General features: G+C 67.7%; 18 protein-coding genes and 1 tRNA gene. 9 read left to right on the top strand and 10 right to left on the bottom strand.

The window, feature by feature from the left end:
* Positions 1-116: 116 nt before the first annotated feature.
* On the top strand, positions 117-590 hold the full coding sequence (locus VF651_02865; protein ID HEX7964637.1) for an arsenate reductase ArsC: 474 nt from the start codon (positions 117-119) through the stop codon (positions 588-590).
* Positions 591-763: 173 nt separating this feature from the next.
* On the opposite strand, the gene VF651_02860 is transcribed toward VF651_02865, so the two are convergent.
* From VF651_02860 to VF651_02850, 3 genes are all read right to left on the bottom strand, one after another.
* On the bottom strand, positions 764-1,765 hold the full coding sequence (locus VF651_02860; protein ID HEX7964636.1) for a hypothetical protein: 1,002 nt from the start codon (positions 1,763-1,765) through the stop codon (positions 764-766).
* 9 nt (positions 1,766-1,774) lie between these two features.
* The gene (locus VF651_02855) at positions 1,775-2,098 is read right to left on the bottom strand and encodes a PadR family transcriptional regulator (GenBank protein ID HEX7964635.1); all 324 of its coding nucleotides are present in this window, start codon (positions 2,096-2,098) and stop codon (positions 1,775-1,777) included.
* A 390-nt stretch (positions 2,099-2,488) separates the two neighbouring features.
* A tRNA-Arg gene (locus tag VF651_02850) sits at positions 2,489-2,565 on the bottom strand.
* Between the two features lie 147 nt (positions 2,566-2,712).
* Between VF651_02850 and VF651_02845 the strand changes: the two genes are divergently transcribed.
* Entirely contained in the window at positions 2,713-3,243 is a 531-nt protein-coding gene (locus tag VF651_02845; protein HEX7964634.1) for a c-type cytochrome, read from the top strand.
* Positions 3,244-3,295: 52 nt separating this feature from the next.
* Here the strand turns inward: VF651_02845 and rep are convergent, their stop codons facing one another.
* The gene (rep, locus tag VF651_02840) at positions 3,296-5,320 is read right to left on the bottom strand and encodes a DNA helicase Rep (GenBank protein HEX7964633.1); all 2,025 of its coding nucleotides are present in this window, start codon (positions 5,318-5,320) and stop codon (positions 3,296-3,298) included.
* An 84-nt stretch (positions 5,321-5,404) separates the two neighbouring features.
* Between rep and VF651_02835 the strand changes: the two genes are divergently transcribed.
* Positions 5,405-5,785 carry a hypothetical protein gene (locus VF651_02835; GenBank protein ID HEX7964632.1) on the top strand — a complete coding sequence of 127 codons (381 nt, stop codon included), beginning with the start codon at positions 5,405-5,407 and terminating at the stop codon, positions 5,783-5,785.
* Here VF651_02835 and VF651_02830 read toward each other — a convergent pair.
* The 5 genes from VF651_02830 to VF651_02810 form a co-directional block, all read right to left on the bottom strand.
* The gene (locus tag VF651_02830) at positions 5,782-6,039 is read right to left on the bottom strand and encodes a GIY-YIG nuclease family protein (GenBank protein HEX7964631.1); all 258 of its coding nucleotides are present in this window, start codon (positions 6,037-6,039) and stop codon (positions 5,782-5,784) included. The two genes, VF651_02835 and VF651_02830, sit on opposite strands and share 4 nt — an antisense overlap.
* A 68-nt stretch (positions 6,040-6,107) precedes the next feature.
* The gene (locus tag VF651_02825) at positions 6,108-7,640 is read right to left on the bottom strand and encodes a peptidase S10 (GenBank protein HEX7964630.1); all 1,533 of its coding nucleotides are present in this window, start codon (positions 7,638-7,640) and stop codon (positions 6,108-6,110) included.
* A gap of 84 nt (positions 7,641-7,724) precedes the next feature.
* Positions 7,725-8,315 (bottom strand): hypothetical protein, encoded by a 591-nt coding sequence (locus tag VF651_02820; protein ID HEX7964629.1) that lies wholly within the window; start codon positions 8,313-8,315, stop codon positions 7,725-7,727.
* Positions 8,312-9,823, bottom strand: a complete 1,512-nt coding sequence (locus VF651_02815) for a YifB family Mg chelatase-like AAA ATPase (protein ID HEX7964628.1) — start codon at positions 9,821-9,823, stop codon at positions 8,312-8,314. Before VF651_02815 ends, VF651_02820 begins: the two co-directional genes overlap by 4 nt.
* An 11-nt stretch (positions 9,824-9,834) precedes the next feature.
* Positions 9,835-10,104, bottom strand: coding sequence for an accessory factor UbiK family protein (locus tag VF651_02810; protein ID HEX7964627.1), 270 nt, complete (start codon positions 10,102-10,104; stop codon positions 9,835-9,837).
* Positions 10,105-10,240: 136 nt separating this feature from the next.
* Here VF651_02810 and glnK point away from each other — a divergent pair, with 136 nt between their 5' ends.
* From glnK to VF651_02795, 3 genes are read left to right on the top strand one after another with little or no spacing between them, the layout of a single operon-like run.
* Positions 10,241-10,579: a P-II family nitrogen regulator gene (gene glnK, locus VF651_02805; GenBank protein ID HEX7964626.1), complete on the top strand. Its 339-nt coding sequence runs from the start codon at positions 10,241-10,243 to the stop codon at positions 10,577-10,579.
* 20 nt (positions 10,580-10,599) lie between these two features.
* Positions 10,600-11,040 carry a DUF4124 domain-containing protein gene (locus tag VF651_02800; GenBank protein HEX7964625.1) on the top strand — a complete coding sequence of 147 codons (441 nt, stop codon included), beginning with the start codon at positions 10,600-10,602 and terminating at the stop codon, positions 11,038-11,040.
* Entirely contained in the window at positions 11,037-11,501 is a 465-nt protein-coding gene (locus tag VF651_02795) for a DUF4124 domain-containing protein (protein HEX7964624.1), read from the top strand. Before VF651_02800 ends, VF651_02795 begins: the two co-directional genes overlap by 4 nt.
* A gap of 9 nt (positions 11,502-11,510) precedes the next feature.
* Here VF651_02795 and speE read toward each other — a convergent pair whose 3' ends face one another.
* The gene (gene speE, locus VF651_02790; GenBank protein HEX7964623.1) at positions 11,511-12,368 is read right to left on the bottom strand and encodes a polyamine aminopropyltransferase; all 858 of its coding nucleotides are present in this window, start codon (positions 12,366-12,368) and stop codon (positions 11,511-11,513) included.
* 166 nt (positions 12,369-12,534) lie between these two features.
* Here speE and speA point away from each other — a divergent pair, with 166 nt between their 5' ends.
* From speA to VF651_02775, 3 genes are all read left to right on the top strand, one after another.
* A complete protein-coding gene (gene speA, locus VF651_02785; GenBank protein ID HEX7964622.1) occupies positions 12,535-14,421 on the top strand; it encodes a biosynthetic arginine decarboxylase in 1,887 nt (628 codons plus the stop codon).
* A 4-nt stretch (positions 14,422-14,425) separates the two neighbouring features.
* On the top strand, positions 14,426-15,292 hold the full coding sequence (locus VF651_02780; GenBank protein HEX7964621.1) for an NAD(P)-dependent oxidoreductase: 867 nt from the start codon (positions 14,426-14,428) through the stop codon (positions 15,290-15,292).
* A gap of 197 nt (positions 15,293-15,489) precedes the next feature.
* Positions 15,490-16,722: a VCBS repeat-containing protein gene (locus VF651_02775; GenBank protein ID HEX7964620.1), complete on the top strand. Its 1,233-nt coding sequence runs from the start codon at positions 15,490-15,492 to the stop codon at positions 16,720-16,722.
* Positions 16,723-16,758 lie beyond the last annotated feature (36 nt).

Genomic DNA, 16,758 nt, shown 5'->3' with positions numbered 1-16,758 from the left:
CGGGCGGAGGGTGCAAAGTTGCCCGGCGCGAGGGGAAGATTCTACTGCCACGCGGCCTCCAGGGTCGCGCCGGACCCGGACCTCCTCCTGATGCTGGTTACGCCATAATCAGGTCAATGAACGTCCTGATTCTCTGCACCGGGAACTCGGCCCGCAGCATCCTGGCGGAGGCGCTCCTGAACGCCCGCGGCGCCGGACGCATCCAGGCCTACAGCGCCGGCAGCCACCCCAGGGGCGAGGTGCATCCGCTGGCGCTCGCGGTGCTGCGCACCTGCGAGTTGGACACCGCGGGACTGCGCAGCAAGAGCTGGGATGAGTTCACCGGCGAGGCTGCCCCGCGCATGGACGTGGTGATCACGGTCTGCGACCAAGCCGCCGCCGAGCCCTGCCCGCTCTGGCCCGGCGCGCCGGTGCGGGTGCATTGGGGCCTGCCGGACCCCGCGTCGGTGGCGGGCGGCGAGGCGGAGCGGCTCGCCGCCTTCGCCCAGGCCTTCACGTTCCTGGAGCGGCGCGTGGAGCTGATGCTGGGCCTGCCGCTGGATTTCCTGAGTCCCGACGAGCTGCAGCAGCAGCTCCAGGCGATAGCCTGAAAGCGCCCGAGCGGGGACCCTGGCCGCCGGTAGTGGTGAACGCGGGCAGCTGGTACCCGCGCGTCTCCGGTCTCTCCAGGCAGAGCGCCGCCGCGAGCAGCGCCGCCGGGACCAGGAGTAGCGGCACCAAGTAGCGCCAGGCGGCAGCCTTCTCTCGCACGATCTTCACCGCGTCAGTTGGCGAACATCGCCATGAGCCAGTTGCCGTAGGCAGGCAGGCCCTGGGCGCGCCGCAGGTCCTGCACCAGCCGCGCCACGTAGCTCAAGGCCATGATGCCGAGGGAGACCAGCAGCGACAGGTTCACCACCTGCTCCAGCTTGGCCACGTCGCGGATCGAGGGCCCGATGTCGGCCGTCATACCCGCGTCCATATGGATGGCGAACCAGGGCCACGCGGTGGCGATGGCAGCCAGCAGCACCAGGGAACAGATATCCAGCACCAGCCGGAAGGCGGCGCGCCTGCGCGTCCACCAGGGCAGGAACAGGTTCACGAGGTGCAGCAGCATCTCCGCGCCCGCTACCAGCAGCACCGGCCAGAAGAAGCCCTCGGGCAGGGCCTGCAGGAAATGCACGTGCGGGAGCTGCGGGATGCGGATGAGGTCCATCCACCAGACGATGAAGAACAGGAGCCCCGCGAAGCCGCCGAAGGAGGCGGAGCGGGTGATCTGCGACGGATCCTGGATCACCGGGACCTTGGGCAGGTCGTTGAGCCGCCAGTTGTCGAGGAAATGCAGCTTGACCTGCAGGCGCTCGAGCACCGCGAAGGCCACAGTGAGCAGGCCCACCGTGAAGATGGCGCTGCCGATGGCATTGCCCACCGCCTGGATCATCGCGTCCACCATGTGGGGCCGGAACACGGACAGCATGAGGCCGATCACCAGCAGCAGCGGCAACAGCACCCACTGCACCATCTTGAGGGCGAGCAGGTACAGGGGATAGAACGGCTGGCCGATGAGCTGCTGCTGCGCCTGGTAGCGCGCCGCCACCATCAAGGGATGGCCGCAGTGCTTGAGCAGCGCTTCGAGCTCGCCCTCGTTTATCGGCCGGCCGAGCTCCGCCTCCCGGTCAGCGACCTGCGCGTGCAGGTCCCCGGAGAGCTCGGCGATGATGTCCTCCTGCTTGCCGCGCGGCAGCAGGAAGCGGATGAAGTTGAGGTAGCGGTCGAGGGATTCCATGGCGGCTCCTTACAGGATCTGTTCGAGGGAGCCGTTGATGGCGCGCCACTCGGCGCTCAACTGCTCCAGTATCCGGGCCCCTTCCGGGGAAAGCTGGTAGAAGCGCTTCTTGCGCTTGTCCTCCTCACGCCACTGGCTGGTGAGGAGTCCCTGGGACTCCAGGCGCCGGAGCAGGGGATAGAGGGTGCCCTCGTCGATCTCCATGCCGTGGCCAGAGAGAGCCTTGCGCAGGGTGTAGCCGTACTGCTCGGTCCTGAGCTCGGCCAGCACCGCCAGGATCAGGGAGCCCCGGCGCAGCTCCAGACGCAGGTTTTCGAAAGCTTCGGTACCCATGGATAACCCATGTGGCAAATGGTATGTGGCATATAGTGTATGGCGCACAGTATGAAGTCAAGAGGCCAGGGGTCCGAGACGAAATCGCGGACGGGTATACAGGGATGTATGCCCCGGCCCGCAAGCGGAGCTGGATGCGTAGCGCAGTGGTGCGGCCTGGACCGAGGGCGGAGCATGGAATGCGCAGCCCTCGGCGAACCCTTGGATTCGAATCCTCCCTTAAATGGCGCGCGCCCGAAGGGGTGAGGCGCGAAGCGCCGAACGGCCGGCCAGAATGGCCGCCCAGGTCCGGGCTGCGCAGCAGCCCGGCGAACCCGCAGGGTTCGAATCCCTTTTCTGACCTCGCCAAATACAAAGGCCCCCTGCTTTTTTGCAGGGGGCCTTTGTATTTGGCGCGCCCGAAGGGATTCGAACCCCTGACCTTGTGCGCCGGAGGCACACGCTCTATCCAGCTGAGCTACGGGCGCTCTGAAACGTGATTTTGCTCTAGTGCGGCGGGCACTTCGAGGGGCCGCAAGGATACCCGAGGCCCCCAGGGGCGTCCAACCAAACCTCTCCCGGCTCCGGCTAAACCTTTATAATCACGCCCCTGATTCAGTCACCGGGATCCCGCCATGGCCAAGAAGAAAGCCGCCGAACAGTCCGCCGAAGCCAAGCACGACCAGCACTTCTACGACACCTTCATGCTGGTGCTGGGCATCCTGGTGGCCTTCGCCGTCGCCATGTACTGGCTGGCCAACGGCATCGCCGACTCCGTGCCGGGTGCCTACGAGAAGGGCAGTTCCACCGAGGAGCAGCTCATCGATCAGCGCCTGGCGCCGGTGGGCGACGTGCAGATCTCCGGCGACACCAAGAGCCAGATGGCCAAGGCTGCGCCCGCCGCGGGCGGGGGCGGCGGCGCTGCCAAGTCCGGCAAGGAGATATGGGAGGGCACCTGCGCCGCCTGCCACGGCAGCGGCCTGCTCGGCGCGCCGAAGATGGGCGACAAGGCCGCCTGGGCCCCGCGCATCAAGAAGGGCATGGACGTGCTGAAGGAGCACGCGCTCAAGGGCTTCAACCAGATGCCGGCCCACGGCGGCAACTCGTCCCTCTCGGACGACGACGTGGTGAAGGCGCTCGAGTACATGGTGGGCCAGAGCAAGTAAGCCAAGCTAGACCGACTGAAGAAAAGCCCCCTTCGAAGGGGGTTTTTCATTTTCACGATTCGTTGAGCAAGCCTCGCAAGGAATCCAGGTAAGCCTTGCCGCGGGCCACCCGCTCCTCCGCCGTGGCCGGCGGCGCGTCGCTGTCGGACAGGAGGTCGTCCACCGGCAGTTCCTTGAGGAAGCGGCTCGGCTCGCAGGCGATCTCCTCGCCGTACTTCTTGCGCTTGTCGGCATAGCTGAGCGTCAGGGTCTGGCGCGCGCGGGTGATGCCCACGTAGCAGAGGCGCCGTTCCTCCTCCAGGCTGTCGCCCTCGAGGCTGTTGCGGTGCGGCAGGATCTCCTCCTCCATGCCCACCAGGAACACATGGGGGAACTCCAGGCCCTTGGCCGCGTGCAGCGTCATGAGCTGCACCGCGTCGCCGTCCTTGTCGTCGGCGTTGCGGTCCAGCATATCCATGAGCGCGAGCTTGCCCAAGGTGTCCACCAGCGTGCCGGCCTCGCCCGCGATGGGCCTCTCCAGCCACTGCACGAACTCCTGCACGTTCTCCCACTTGCGCTCGGCGGTGGGCAGGTCCTTGGCGCTGTCCCTGAGCCACCCTTCGTAGGCGATGTCCTCGAGCATCTGCCTCACCACCGCGGCGGCGGGCTCGCTCTCGGCGGCCTCGGCGGTCTTCGAGACCCAGGTGGCGAACTCCTTGAGCTTGTCCGCCGCCCTCTCCTGCAGTTGCCCGCGCAACTCCGCCTCGAAGCAGGCGCCGAACAGGCTGATGTGCTTCTGTCCGGCGAAAGCGCCCAGCTTCTCCAGGGTCACGGGCCCGAGCTCGCGGCGCGGCAGGTTCACGATGCGCAGGAAGGCCGAGTCGTCGTCCGGGTTCACCAGCAGGCGCAGGTAGGCCACGAGGTCCCGCACCTCGCCCCGGTCGAAGAACGAGGTGCCGCCGGAGATGTCGTAGTTCAGCTTCTGCTCGCGCAGCGCCTTCTCGAACAGACGCGACTGGTGGTTGCTGCGATAGAGGATCGCGAAGTCGCCGTTGCGGCTCTTGTACTTGAGCTTGTGGGCGGTGATCTCGGTGGCCACGCGCTCCGCCTCGCCATGCGCGTCCGGGCAAGCCACCACCCTGATCGGATCGCCCTCACCGAGGTCGCTCCAGAGCTGCTTCTCGAAGAGATGCGGGTTGTTGCCGATGAGCTTGTTGGCGACCCTGAGGATGCGCCGGGTGGACCGGTAGTTCTGCTCCAGCTTCACCACCTTGAGAGTGGGAAAGTCCTCCTTGAGCAACGCCAGGTTCCTGGGTTCCGCGCCGCGCCAGGAGTAGATGGACTGGTCGTCGTCGCCCACCGCGGTGAACGCGGCGCGCGGACCCGCAAGAAGCTTGAGCAGCCGGTACTGGGCGGCGTTGGTGTCCTGGTACTCATCCACCAGGAGGTAGCGCAGCCGGCCTTGCCATTTCTCCCGTGCCTCCGCGTCGCTCTCCAAGAGGTGCACGGGCTTCGAGATGAGGTCGTCGAAGTCCATGGCGTTGTAGGCTTGCAGGTTGCGCTGGTAGTCGAGATAAAGCCGCGCGTGGCGCCGGTCATGGTCGCTGCCGGCCTTCTTCACCGCCTCTTCCGGCGTGACGAGGCCGCTCTTCCAGGCGGAGATCTGCCACTGGGCCCGCTCCAGCACTTCCGCCTTCTCCAACCGGTCCACCTTCAGGAGCTCGCGCAGCAACGTGAGGCTGTCCTCCGCGTCGAACAAGGTGAAGCCGCGCCGGTAGCCTATGCGTGCGTGCTCCTCCCGCAGGAGGCGCATGCCCAGGGTGTGGAAGGTGGAGACCGTGAGTCCCTTGGCCCGCTCCGCGTCCAAGAGTTCGCCCACCCGCGCCTTCATCTCCCGCGCCGCCTTGTTGGTGAAGGTGACGGCGGCGATGGCCTCGGGCTTGATGCCGCGCTCGCCCACCATGTGGGCGATCTTGCGGGTGATGACGCGGGTCTTGCCGCTGCCGGCACCGGCGAGCACCAGCATCGGGCCGTCCAGGTACTGCACCGCCGCGCGCTGGGCGGGGTTCAGGCGGTCGAGAGGGGAAAGACGCGGCATGGGTTTATATTAGACGGCGCCGCCGGGGCGCGGCAGTCTTGTGACACCGGGGGAATTGTGCAGACCGCGTAGGGAGCGTCCGACATGACACGCAAATTCTTCTCTGCTCTGTTCCTGATCACGTCCTTCATGGTGGGCCTCGGGGCGTTCGGCCACGGCCACCAATGGTCCACGCATGTGAGCGCCACGCTGGCGGGCGTGGCGCCGGAGGCCTTGAAGCTGCAGGAGCTCATCTGGTTCTGGGTGAGCGGCACCATGCTGGTGTTCGGCGTGCTGCTGCTGTGGTGCTGGAAGAAGCTGCACCGCGGCGACGCGAGCCTCGCGGTGATCCCCTGGGTGACGGGCGGCTTCTACATCCTAGCCGGCACCTGGGCGGCCCTCTGGATAGGGCCTTTCTTCTGGCTGTTCCCGGTGCTGGGCGGACTGCTGTGGCTCAGCACCTGGATGCTGCGGGCGAAACCCTAAGCGTCCCGGGGATTCCGGCGTATCCACTCGGCCTTGGCTTCCCTGCCCAGGGCTTTCAGCGCCGCCTCCGACTTGAGCGCCTCGCTCTTCGACTCGCAGGGCTGCGCCGCCACGATGCGCCTGGGCCTGTCCATGCGGAAGTATTTGGCGCCCTTGCCGGAGGCGTGCTGCTGGAAGCGCCGCTCGAGATCACTGGTGATGCCGGTGTACCAGGCGCCGCTGTCGCACTCGATGACATAGACCCACCAGCTCATGGCGTCCCCAAAAGAAAAGGCCGCGCACCTTCCGGTGCGCGGCCAGATTACATCAAACGCGGATCAGCTTACTTGTGGCTGGAGGCGATGAACTTCGCCACGCTGTCGTGCAGCAGCTTCAGGCTGTCCAGGTTCACGTACACCATGTGGCCGGCCGGATAGAACTGGTAGGAGATGTTCTTCTGCAGCGCGTCCGGCATCGGCAGGTGGTGCATCACGTACACCGCCGAGTAGTAGGGCGTGGCCAGGTCGTAGTACCCCGAGTTCAGCATCACCTTCATGTCCGGGTTCTGGGCCATGGCGGAGGCCAGGTCCGGCATCACGTTGGTGGTGGTGGGCAGCGCGAACGGCACGCCCGGCTGCTGGTGCTTGAAGTCCCAGGCGTTGCCCACCTCGCCGCTCACCGGCAGGTAGGTGAGGTCCTGGCCGAACTTGAGCTGGCCGCGGACGTAGTCGTTGAACAGCGACACGATCGGCGAGCCGATGGCGGAGGACTGCGGGTCGTAGAACGCGAACTCACCCAGGGGATCGAGCTGCGGGCCCGCGTAGCGCACGTCGAAGCGGCCGGTGGCCTCCTCGCTGCCCTGCAGGAGCTGCTGCTCGAACTGAGGGCCGGTGACGCGCAGGTTCGCCTTCAGCAGGTAGTCCACCGGCAGGCCGATGTACTCGGACATCTTCTGCGCCACGGCGCGCTTCCTGTCGGCGGAAAGCTCGGAGCCCTCCTGCAGCGCTCCCAGGTAGTCGTGCATCGCGAAGTCCTCGACCTGGTGCAGGTAGGTCGGGAGATCCTTGACGCCGGCGCCCGCCTTCTTGTGGTACCAGGCCGCGGCGGCCTGGGTCGGCAGCATCACCGCGTAGGGGAGGTCCATCGAGGGGTTGACCTGCGGGAAGTCGGCGTTGAGGTCGAAGTTCAGGATCGCCGAAAGCAGGATCACGCCGTTCAGGTCCACCGCGTCGTTGACGAGGTCGTTCGCCACCACCGCCGAGCGCGGCGTGCCGTAGCTCTCGCCGAACAGGTACTTGGGCGAGTTCCAGCGGCTGTACTTGGTCAGGAAGCGCTCGATGAACTGGGTGAAGGCCTTGCCGTCCTGGTCCACGCCGTAGAAGTCCTTCGCCTCGCCCTTGCCGCCCACGTCCTTGTCCAGCACCCGGCCGAAGCCGGTGCCGACCGCGTCCACGAACACGAGGTCGGTGGCATCCAGCAGGCTGTACTCGTTGCTGACGAGCTGGTACGAGGCCGGCGGGGTGTGCTTGGCGTCGCCGAGCAGCGCGCGCTTGGGGCCGAAGGAGGCCATGTGCAGCCAGATGGTGGAGGAGCCCGGGCCGCCGTTGTAGATGAACATGATCGGGCGGTTCGGCGCGGAGGCGCCGTTGGCGAAATAGGCCACGTAGGACATGGTGGCGGTGGGCTCGCCCTTGCCGTCCTTCAGCGCCAGGGTGCCGGCGTTGGCGGTGTAGGCGATGCTCTTGCCGCCGACGGTCACCGAGCCCTGGGTGGCGGACTGCTGGTCCGCGGCCGGGGCCGCGGGCTTGGCCTCGTCCGCCAGGGCCGGCAGCGACGCCGCCAGCAGCAGCGCGCCGAATATCTGTGCACGTTTCATGGGAAGACTCCTGTTGTACTTGATTGGATCCAGACTGGAAACCGATTCATCCCCGCGGCTTGGACCGCGCGCGGCTACGGGAGTTCAGCTGCCCTTGAGCTTGTGCTCCATCTCCCGCACCCGCTCTCGTGCCGTGACGAGGTCCAGGCTCTCCCGCCGCCTGAGCAGCTCCACCGCTTCCACGGTGCGGCCCTGGCGCACCAGGGACTCGAGCGGGTCCGGCGCGGGCTCCCCGGCACGGCCCATGGCGCGCAACACCGCGGCGCGCATCTCCTCGTAATCCTTCCGTCCCCGGTCGTACACGGTCGTGAGCGGGAAGCGGCGTTCCGCCGTGACCAGGGCCAGGCGGCAGGTGGGCGTGCGCTCGCCGGGCGCGTCCTCTATCTCGACCGCCTTGATCTCGCTGAAGCGCAACACCCGCCGGCTGCGGCGCCAGAGCACCAGGCGGGTGAGAGTGATCTCGCCGGTGGACCGGTCGAACACCACATCGGAAGCGGAGAAGAATGCGAGCCCGAACAGCACGAACAGGCCTGCGCCCACCCACATGCCGGCGGGATGCGCCTGTCGCAGCGACATGTAGACCAGGAAAGCCGCCGCGAACACCAGCAGCACGCCGATCCAGAGGGTGCGGTCGCGCAGCACCAGGCGCTGCGGCGAATCCTCGGCGATCCTCACGCGAGTCCCTTCTGCCGATCCAGCACGCGATAGCCCACGGCCTCCGCGACGTGCGTCGAGGCCAGGGTCTCATGTCCCGCAATGTCGGCGATGGTACGCGCTACCTTCAGGATGCGGTGATAGGCACGAGCCGAGAGGCCGAGCTGCTCCATGGCGCGCTCCAGCAACTGCTGGCCGGGAGCATCGGGCTTGCAATGCTTGTTCACCTCACGCGTGCTCATGCGCGCGTTGGGCTTGCCCTGGCGCGCGAGCTGGCGCTCCCGCGCCGCCACCACCCGTTGCACCACCGTGCCGCTGGCCTCGCCGTCCGCCGGCGCGTCGGGGCGCAGCGCCTCGCGCGCCACGCGCGGCGCCTCCACGTGCAGGTCGATGCGGTCCAGGAGCGGGCCCGACACTTTCGAGCGGTAGCGCTGTACCTGGTCCGGCGTGCAGCGGCAGCGGCCGGAGGGATCGCCCAGGTAGCCGCAGGGGCAGGGGTTCATGGCGGCGATGAGCTGGAACGCCGCGGGAAACTCCGCCTGGCGCGCGGCGCGCGACACCACGATGGCGCCGCTCTCCAGGGGCTCGCGCAGCACTTCCAACACTTTGCGGTCGAATTCCGGCAATTCATCCAGGAACAGGACGCCATGGTGCGCCAGCGAGATCTCGCCGGGACGCGGGAAAGAGCCGCCGCCCACCAGCGCCACCGCCGATGCCGTGTGATGCGGGTTGCGGTAAGGCCGCTTGCGCCAGTCGCGGGCCTCGAAACCTGCGTCGCTGATGGAAGCGACCGCGGCGGTCTCCAGTGCCTCGTCCTCGGTCATGGGCGGCAGGATGCCGGGCAGGCGCCCCGCCAGCATGCTCTTGCCGGTGCCGGGAGGACCGACGAACAGCAGCGAATGACCGCCCGCGGCGGCGATCTCCAGCGCGCGCTTGGCCTGGTGCTGGCCGCGCACGTCCGCGAGGTCATCGTAGCTCGGGCGGAAGGAGACCAGGGAGGAGGCATGGGACGCGATGCGCTGGCGCCCCGCGAGGTGCGCGCACACGTCCAGGAGGTGCCGCGCGCCCAGCACGTCCACGCCCGAGACCAGCGCCGCCTCGTCCGCGTTCTCCAGGGGCAAGACCAGCGCACGGCCCGCCTTGCGGGCCTTGAGCGCGGCCGGCAGTGCGCCGCGCACGGGCCTGAGTTCGCCGCTCAAGGAAAGCTCGCCGATGAACTCCGCGTCCTTGAGGGCGGCGGCGTCGATCTGGCCGGAGGCGGCGAGTATCCCCAAGGCGATCGGCAGGTCGAAACGGCCGCCTTCCTTGGGAAGGTCGGCGGGCGCCAGGTTCACGGTGAGCTTGCGGGCGGGGAAGTCGAAGCGGGAGTTGATGAGCGCGCTACGGACCCGGTCCTTGCTCTCGCGCACCGCGGCTTCCGGCAAGCCGACGATGTTGAGGGCGGGTAAGCCGTTCGACTGATGCACCTCGACGGTGACGGCGGGAGCATCTACGCCGGCCTGCGCGCGGCTATGGATCTTGGCGAGCACCGGGCCCGGACCTACTTGCGGTCCTGATCCTGGGCGGCCAGCGCCGTCTCGAGCTCCGCCAGGCGCTGTGACAGCTCCTCCAGCTTCTCGCGGGTGCGGGAGAGCACGCCAGCCTGCACGTCGAACTCCTCGCGCGTCACGAGGTCGAGCTTGCCGAGGGCGGTCTGCAGCATGGCGCGGAAGTTGTGCTCGAGGTCGGCCTTGAGGTCCTTGAGGCCGGGCGGCACCGAGTCCGCCAGCTTGCGGGCCAGGTCGTCGAGGATCTTGGGGTCCAGTGCCATCGGCCGCCCTCTGGTGCGTCTGCGACTTTATGTTATCAGTATATAGGCCCGCGGACCGGCGCCGAGGCCGGCGATGATAGACTGTAGCCGGCCCGGGGAATGTCGTGTACGGGCCTTAAATCCACGGGAAAATCGCATGAAGATGGTCGCGGCCGTCATAAAACCGTTCAAGCTCGATGACGTGCGTGAAGCGCTGTCGGACATCGGCGTGCAAGGCATCACCGTCACCGAGGTGAAGGGCTTCGGCCGGCAGAAGGGGCACACCGAGCTCTACCGCGGCGCCGAGTACGTGGTGGACTTCCTGCCCAAGGTGAAGATCGAGCTCGCCATCCCGGACGAACTGCTCGACCGCGTGGTGGAGGCCATCATGAACGCCGCCAAGACCGGCAAGATCGGCGACGGCAAGATATTCGTCTACGAACTGGAGCAGGCCATCCGCATCCGCACCGCCGAGACCGGTGCCGAGGCGCTGTGAGCCCGCATCGAGGGTCAGCCATGAACATCAAGATCAGCATCGCCGCGGCGCTCGCCGCCTCCCTGCTCACCATGGGCGCCGCCCGTGCCGACACGCCCATATATAAGTGGGTGGACGACAAGGGCCAGGTGCACTACAGCACCGAACCCCACAGCGGCCAGGCGCAGCAGCTCGAGATCAAGAACAGCGGCACGCTGCCGAACCCCGGCGACGCGCCGCCGCCCGGCACGCCGGCGGCGCCCGCCTCGCCGGCGAACGACGCGAAGCTCGTGGCCCCGAAGCCCGAGGACTCGCCCGCCTGCAAGGCCGGTCGCGACCGCCTGTTCAAATACCTGCACGCCGACTCGCTCTATCAACTCGATGACAAGGGCAACAAGCAGCCGCTGCCGCCGGCCGAGAAGCAGAAGGCCCTGGACGAGGCGCGTGCCTACATCGTGCAGGCCTGCGGAGGTGACGCATGAACAAGCTCAGCATCGCGCTCGGCCTCGGGCTGGCGCTCGCCGCCGGCCTGGCCTCAGCCGACCAGGTCTACAAGTGGGTGGACAAGGACGGCCACGTGCACTTCTCGCAGATGCCGCCCGCTGGCACCGGCGTGCAGGCCCAGACGGTGGACGTGAAGCCGCCGCCGCCGGACCCGACCGGGCTGGCGAACTCGCAGAACCTGCAGCAGCAGATCGCCGACAAGAAGAAGGCGGAGCAGAAGGACCCGCAGCGGGAGCAGGAGGAACAGGAACAGAAGCAGCAGCAGAAGGAACGCTGCGACGGACTGCGCGAGAAGCTCAACGTGCTCAACGCCGGCGGCCGCGCGACCAGCGTGGACGCCAAGGGCAACGTGACCTATATATCGGACGAGGAACGCGAGAAGCAGATGGCTCAGCTCGAGTCGCAGATCGAGAAGAGCTGCGGCGGCGGCAACCAGTGACGCTGCGCTTCAGCGCAGTGCGGCCAGGCTCTCCTTGAGGAACGGCGGCAGCACGAACGCGGTCTCGTGCACCGACGCGGAGTAATAGCGGGTCGGGAACGGCTTGTCCTCGGCGTCGCGGCGGCGGAAGCTGTTGAGGCGCCCGTCCTTCTTCGCCAGCGTCGCCGACCACCAGCCTGAAGGATAGGTGGGCTGCGGGAAGCTCAGGGTCCGGCTGTCCGCGAACCCGGCACCACGCAACCCCTTGTGCATGTCCAGGATCGTCTCCGGGTAGAAGAACGGCGACTCGCTCTGCTGCACCAGCAGGCCCTCGGGCCGCAGCGCCCTCAGCGCCTCGCGGTAGAACGCCTCCGAGAACAGCCCCTCCGCCGGCCCTACCGGGTCGGTGCTGTCGATGATGATCACGTCCAGGCTCGCGTCCGCGGCGTCCCGCACCCAGGGGATGCCGTCGCCGAAGGCGAGCCGCGCCCGCGGGTCGGCGTTCGCCTCGCAGAGTTCCGGGAAGTGCAGCTCGGCCAGGCGCGTGACCCGCTCGTCCAGCTCCACCTGCACCACCGACTCCACGCCCTTGTGCTTGAGCACCTCGCGCAGGGTGCCGCAGGCGCCGCCGCCGATGATGAGCACGCGCCGGGGGGAGGGGTGGGTGAACAGCACCGGGTGGGCCATCATCTCGTGGTAGATGAAGCTGTCGCGGTCGGTGACCATGACGCAGCCGTCGATGACCATCATGGTGCCGAAACTGTCGGTCTCGTAGATCTCGACCGTCTGGTAAGGGGTCTGTTCCACCTGCAGCCGGCGGCCCTGCAGGGACAGGGCCACGCCCTCCTCAGCCGCGATCTCGGTGAACCAGCCGCCGTCCAGCTTCATGGCATCCCCGCGCCCCGGAATATGCCGCGATTATACGGCTTGTCGGCACGCCCGGTTCCGGCCGCCCGGCAGGGCGCAGGGAAGCCGGCGGCGGCGTCTTTTCAGAGGGGCAGCGTTGCCGTACTCTTGCGCGATTTCCCGCCACACCAGCCGAACCCGGAGAGACATGAGCCAGAACCCCGTCGAGGTCGCCCGCGAGCTCTACAACGTGCTGCGCTGGGGCGACGGCTATTTCGACATCAACGCCGAAGGACACGTGGTGGTGTATCCGACCCGCAACCGCGAGGATGGCTGCGTGGACCTGTACCGCCTGGCGAGCGATGTCGGCAAGTGGGGGCTCAACATGCCGGTGCTGTTCCGCTTCGGCGACATCCTGCGCGACCGCGTGTCGCGGGTCTATGAAGCCTTCGAGCAGGCGCGCCAGTACCACGAGTACAAGGGCCGCTACACGCCGGTGTACCCGATCAAGGTGAACCAGCAGCACGTGGTGGTGGAGGACATCCTCAAGCACGGCGCTGACAAGGTCGGCCTCGAGGCGGGCAGCAAGCCCGAGCTCATGGCGGTGCTGGCGTTCGCGCCGCCGGGCGCCACCATCGTCTGCAACGGCTACAAGGACCGCGAGTACCTGCGCCTCGCGCTCATCGGCCAGGCGCTCGGCCACCGCGTGTACGTGGTGGTGGAGAAGCTCTCGGAGCTCGACCATCTCCTGAAAGAAGCCAACGACATCGGCGTGAAGCCCACCATCGGCATCCGGGTGCGCCTCGCCAGCACCGGCCGCGGCAAGTGGGAACACACCGGCGGCGAGAAGTCCAAGTTCGGACTCTCCACCGGCCAGATCCTGGAGGCGGTGGAGCGGCTCAAGCAGATGCAGATGCTGAGCTCTCTGCAGTTGCTGCACTTCCACCTGGGATCACAGATCGCGAACATCCGCGACGTGCAGCGCGGCATGCAGGAGGCAGGACGCTGCTTCGCGGAGCTCGCCGAGCTAGGTGTCGGCATCCGCGTCATGGACGTGGGCGGCGGCCTGGGCGTGGACTACGAGGGCACCCGCTCGCGCAGCTCCTGCTCCACCAACTACTCGGTGCAGCAGTACGCGAACGCGATCGTGCGCGCGCTCTGGGAGATCTGCGAGGAGTACGAGCTGCCGCACCCGAACATCATCACCGAGTCAGGCCGCGCCATGACCGCGCACCACGCGCTCATGCTCACCGAGGTGGTGGACTTCGAGTCCATCCCGGAGAAGGTGCCGGTGCAGCCCGGCCCCGATGACCCGCAGATCCTCACCGACCTGTGGGACGACTACGTGAACGAGGAGGGGCGCGCGCTGCTGGAGGTGTACCAGGACGCGCTGCACCTCAACAGCGAAGCCCAGGGCATGTACACCCACGGCGTGCTGACGCTGGAGCAGCGGGCGCACGCCGAGCAGATCTACCACGCCACCTGCCGCAAGGTGCGCGACAACCTGAAGCCGACGAGCCGTGCCCAGACCGAGGCGATCTACGAGATCAACGAGAAGCTGGCCGACAAGTACTTCTGCAACATGTCGGTGTTCCAGTCCATGCCGGACGTGTGGGCCATCGACCAGATCTTCCCGATCATGCCCATCCACCGCCTCGATGAGACGCCGAACCGGCGTGCTGTCCTGCAGGACCTCACCTGCGACTCCGATGGCCGCATCGAGCAGTACGTGGACGAGGAGGAGATCGAGACCACCATGGCCGTGCATGCCATGCGCCCGAACGAGCCCTACTACCTCGGCTTCTTCATGGTGGGCGCCTACCAGGAGATCCTGGGCGACATGCATAACCTGTTCGGCGACACCGACTCCGTGAACGTCGAACTGGACGCGGAGAACGGCTACCGGCTGGTGAAGCCGGAGCAGGGCGACACGGTGGAGGAGGTGCTGCGCTACGTGCACTTCACGCCGGAGGACCTCGTCGGCCGCTACAAGGGCAAGATCGACTCCGCCACCGGCGTGGACCCGGCCAAGCGCGGCCAGTTCCTGAAGGAACTGGAAGAAGGCCTCAAGGGCTACACCTACCTCGAGAAGTGAGCGGATGAAGACCGGATTCATCGGCCTGGGCGCCATGGGCTATTCCATGGCGCTGAACCTGCACAAGGCCGGCCTGCTCGCCGCCGTCTACAACCGCAGCCCCGGACGCGCTGAGGCCTTCGCCGCCGAGACCGGCTGTGCGCCTGCCGCCGCCATCCCCGAGCTTGCCGGCGTGTGCGAGGCGGTGGTGCTCTGCGTGAGCGCGGACGCGGACGTGCTCGCGGTGGTGGACCTGCTCGCTCCCAGGCTGAAGCGCGGCGCGCTGGTGCTGGACTGCTCCACCGTGAGTGCCGACACCGCACGCACGGCGGCGGCCAAGCTCGCGGAGCGCGGCGTGGATTTCCTGGACTGCCCGGTGTCGGGCGGCACCGAGGGCGCGAAGCACGCCACGCTCGCCATCATGTGCGGCGGCACCGAGGCGGCGTTCCAGCGCGCGCAGCCGGTGCTGCAGGCCCTGGGCAAACGCCTCGCGCTCATGGGTCCGGCGGGCGCGGGCCAGGCCACCAAGGCGGTGAACCAGATCGTGGTGGCGGGCGTGGCCCAGGCGGTGAGCGAGGCGCTGGCTTTCGCCGAGGCCCAGGGCCTGCCCCTCGACAAGGTCATCGAGGTGGTCGGCAGCGGCGCGGCCCAGTCCTGGTTCCTGACGAACCGGGGCCCCAACATGATGCGCATGAGCTTCCCGCTGGGCTTCAAGGTCTCGCTGCACGACAAGGACCTCAAGATCGTGCAGCAGATGGCCGCCGCCCAAGGGGTGCAGCTGCCGGTGGTGGAGATGACCCGGGTGCACTACCGCCGTCTCATGGAACAGGGGCATGGCGATGAAGATATCTCTTCCCTGTTCAGGATCAAGCACGACCTGTTCCAGCGCTGATTGCGCGGATTCCAAGCCTTTCGCACCCTGAATATGTAAAAACCCCTTGCCGGGCGGAAGGTCTGGCAGGGCGCTTGCCGCTGTCAGGAAGCCCTCCCTATATTCTGTCCCCTGGAGAACATGGTCACGGTACGCCATGGGGTGGCGTGCCATAAAAGAAGAACCATGCTCCCGGAGTGGATCAGGGGATGCTTTCGATGCGCCTTCACAAGATCTTGCTAGCCGCCTCGCTCGCGGGCGCGCTGCTTTACCCCGCCATCCCTGCGATGGCGGCGGGCACCGGCGCCACCATGGTTTCCGGCGACATGGACGGCGACGGCTTCGAGGACGTGGTCGCCCTCGAGGCAGGCCATGCCACGATCAGCATCATCTGCCTGGACGCCCAGGGCGAGTTCACAGGCCACACCCAGGATTATCCGGACATGCCCGGCATGACCGCGCTCACCCTCGCGGACGTGGATGGCGATGGCCGGCTCGACGTACTGGTGAGCGACGCCACCGATGCCGCCTCCGGCGTGCGGGTGCTGCTCAACGCCGGCGAAGCCACGCTGGCGGCAGACGTGGCTTATGCCAGCGGCGAGGCGGGCCCAGGCCCGGCCTCGCTCACCGCGGCCGACCTCAACGGCGACGGCTTCGTGGACATCGTCACCGCCGGCGGCAGCGCGGGCACCGTGAGCGTGCTGCTCAACCGCGGCGACGGCAGCTTCGCGGCGCCCGTGAGCTACACCGTGGGCGGCGACGTCACCGCGGTGGCGGTGGCGGATTTCAACGGCGACGGCATTCCCGACCTCGTGGCCTCCGACACAGCCCGCGACAGCATCCTGTCCCTGTCCGGCGCCGGTGACGGCAGCTTCGGCGCGCCGCTTGCGTTCACCGTGGGTGCGGGACCGGTGGCGCTCACGGCGAGTGACATCGACGGCGACGGCTTCCAGGACCTCTTGGTGGCGGACCGGGACGACGACAGCGTGGGCGTGCTCATGGGCCTGGGCGACGGCAGCTTCGCCGCGCCGGCGTTCCACCCCACCGGATCGCAGCCAGGCTGGATCGGCAGCGCGGACCTGGACGGCGACGGGCTCGCCGACCTCGTCACCGACAACTACAGCGACGGCAGCGTCAGCCTGTTCGCGAACCAGGGTGCGGGCGCGTTCGAAGCGCCACAGCAGCTGTTCCTGGACTACGGCTCCTACGGCACCCTGATCATGAACATCGGCGGCAAACCGCAGCTCGTCAGCGCCAACCTGGACGCCGGCGTGGTGGTGGTGACGCCCGCAGGCAGCGCCGTCCATGCCAGCAGCAAGCCGCCGAGCAGCCAGGTGCACCGCATCGGCGGCACCCACGATCCCCAGTCGAGCAACGGCGGCGGCGCGCTGGACCTCTTCACCCTCGCTCTGCTCGCCACCTTCGCCCGGCGCCGCAGCGCCCGCGGCTGAGCGCGCCCGCTATTGCAACCCGGCGCGGAAGCGCCG

It is taken from the genome of Gammaproteobacteria bacterium, from assembly GCA_036383255.1.
In the GTDB taxonomy this organism is placed as follows: domain Bacteria; phylum Pseudomonadota; class Gammaproteobacteria; order Natronospirales; family REEB76; genus DASUBN01.
This window is presented reverse-complemented; position numbering and strand designations above follow the sequence as displayed.

Excerpts from the sequence above, each read along its gene's own strand:
- VF651_02775 (HEX7964620.1), top strand. The coding sequence starts at position 15,490 with ATGCGCCTTCACAAGATCTTGCTAGCCGCCTCGCTCGCGGGCGCGCTG.
- VF651_02780 (HEX7964621.1), top strand. The coding sequence starts at position 14,426 with ATGAAGACCGGATTCATCGGCCTGGGCGCCATGGGCTATTCCATGGCG.
- VF651_02835 (HEX7964632.1), top strand. The coding sequence starts at position 5,405 with ATGACACGCAAATTCTTCTCTGCTCTGTTCCTGATCACGTCCTTCATG.
- rep (HEX7964633.1), bottom strand. The coding sequence starts at position 5,320 with ATGCCGCGTCTTTCCCCTCTCGACCGCCTGAACCCCGCCCAGCGCGCG.
- VF651_02855 (HEX7964635.1), bottom strand. The coding sequence starts at position 2,098 with ATGGGTACCGAAGCTTTCGAAAACCTGCGTCTGGAGCTGCGCCGGGGC.
- VF651_02825 (HEX7964630.1), bottom strand. The coding sequence starts at position 7,640 with ATGAAACGTGCACAGATATTCGGCGCGCTGCTGCTGGCGGCGTCGCTG.
- VF651_02865 (HEX7964637.1), top strand. The coding sequence starts at position 117 with ATGAACGTCCTGATTCTCTGCACCGGGAACTCGGCCCGCAGCATCCTG.
- speA (HEX7964622.1), top strand. The coding sequence starts at position 12,535 with ATGAGCCAGAACCCCGTCGAGGTCGCCCGCGAGCTCTACAACGTGCTG.
- speE (HEX7964623.1), bottom strand. The coding sequence starts at position 12,368 with ATGAAGCTGGACGGCGGCTGGTTCACCGAGATCGCGGCTGAGGAGGGC.
- VF651_02795 (HEX7964624.1), top strand. The coding sequence starts at position 11,037 with ATGAACAAGCTCAGCATCGCGCTCGGCCTCGGGCTGGCGCTCGCCGCC.
- VF651_02830 (HEX7964631.1), bottom strand. The coding sequence starts at position 6,039 with ATGAGCTGGTGGGTCTATGTCATCGAGTGCGACAGCGGCGCCTGGTAC.
- VF651_02810 (HEX7964627.1), bottom strand. The coding sequence starts at position 10,104 with ATGGCACTGGACCCCAAGATCCTCGACGACCTGGCCCGCAAGCTGGCG.
- VF651_02800 (HEX7964625.1), top strand. The coding sequence starts at position 10,600 with ATGAACATCAAGATCAGCATCGCCGCGGCGCTCGCCGCCTCCCTGCTC.
- VF651_02860 (HEX7964636.1), bottom strand. The coding sequence starts at position 1,765 with ATGGAATCCCTCGACCGCTACCTCAACTTCATCCGCTTCCTGCTGCCG.
- VF651_02845 (HEX7964634.1), top strand. The coding sequence starts at position 2,713 with ATGGCCAAGAAGAAAGCCGCCGAACAGTCCGCCGAAGCCAAGCACGAC.
- glnK (HEX7964626.1), top strand. The coding sequence starts at position 10,241 with ATGAAGATGGTCGCGGCCGTCATAAAACCGTTCAAGCTCGATGACGTG.